Origin of the sequence: Nocardia farcinica (genome assembly GCF_029867845.1) — a bacterium.
Classification (GTDB): Bacteria; Actinomycetota; Actinomycetes; order Mycobacteriales; family Mycobacteriaceae; genus Nocardia; species Nocardia farcinica_A.
Window position 1 is genome coordinate 1 of record NZ_JARWRU010000934.1, and the last position, 1,246, is coordinate 1,246.

A 1,246-nucleotide genomic window follows, 5' to 3' on the forward strand; every position below is an offset into this window, starting at 1 on the left:
GGGGGGGGGGGGCGTTCCCTCGGCGGGGGCGGGCCAGGGGGCGGGGTCACACAGCACCGCGGCGGCGGTATGTCCTCGGGGGGGGGGGGCGATTTCGGTCACGAGGCATTCGGCGGCTCTGGCCACCAGGTCGGCGGCGGCGTGGACGGAGCCGTCCTCGGCCAGCAGGCCGACCGGGTCGCCGACTCTTGACACGAAGTCCTCCAACAGCGCGCCCCGGGCTCCCGGCGCGGTGGAGTCGGCGAAAACCGCTGCGCCATCACTCTTCAGCAGCAGCGCGCTGCGATGGGACAGCACCAGATCGCCCCCGTGCGCGCCCGCGCCGCGTGTTCCGCCTCCGGTGGCGACCGCGACCGACCCGCCCGACCCGATGGTGATGCCGAGCGCCTGAAGCTTCGTCATGTGAACCTCTCGGAGACTGGATGATCCGCTCGGGATCGTGGGCTGACCGATTTCGCGTGGAGCAGTTGTCGCTGGCGCAGTTGTCGCTGGGGTTCGGTTGTCGCTGGGGTTCGGTTGTCGTGTCGAGCAGGGGGGAGCCGGACTGTCACCCATGTCGGTTGCTGATACGCCGCCGTTACGCGGTCCGGCGGCATTAGGGGAAATTCCCCTAATGCGGAGCGGTCCCCTAGTGCGTTCGCACGACGGATAGCGGGGCGTTTCCCCGTTCCGCCGTAACACTTCGGCTACCTAGCGTGACAGCTATTCCAACGAGTGCGGAACACTTCGCTCCCGCCCATCCTCAGGAGACGATGCGGATGACCCCCAACGCGATTCTCGAATTCATTCTCGGCCTGCTGCGCGACCGCGAGGCGGCCGTCGGCTACTGCGCTGACCCACAGGCCGCCCTCGCCGCGGCAGGCCTGTGCGAGGTCACCCCGGAGGACATCGCCGCCGTGGCCCCCATGGTCGCCGAATCGGCCCTGGTCTCCGGCGGATGCCAGCTCTCCGCCATCGTCGCCGCGGGCGCCACTCCCGCCGCGGCCGCGGGCGCGGCGGTAGCCGGAGCCGCGGCGAGCGCGGGCATCGACGCCGCCACCGGAGCCGCCGCCGACCTCGGCCTCGGCGCGGGTGCGGGCCTCGACCTGGGCGCGGGTGCGGGCCTCGACTCGGGAGCCGGCGTCGGCCTCGACACGGGTCTCGGAGCAGGGCTGGATCTCGGTCTCGGCGCGGCCGCCGACCTCGGCCTCGACCTCGGCGCGGGCCTGCGAGCCGGAGCGGACCTCGCCGCAGGTCTGGGCGCAGG

Annotated in this window: 1 protein-coding gene and 1 pseudogene; one reads left to right on the forward strand and one right to left on the reverse strand. The window is 72.5% G+C overall.

What is annotated here, in order from left to right; genetic code table 11:
• Positions 1–402 (reverse strand): annotated as a pseudogene (locus QH283_RS20530) (hypothetical protein); the annotation flags it as partial.
• Between the two features lie 356 nt (positions 403–758).
• On the opposite strand from QH283_RS20530, the gene QH283_RS20535 reads away from it, so the two are divergent.
• Positions 759–1,246: IniB N-terminal domain-containing protein (locus QH283_RS20535; RefSeq protein ID WP_280504607.1), on the forward strand; the 488-nt coding region annotated here is incomplete at its 3' end.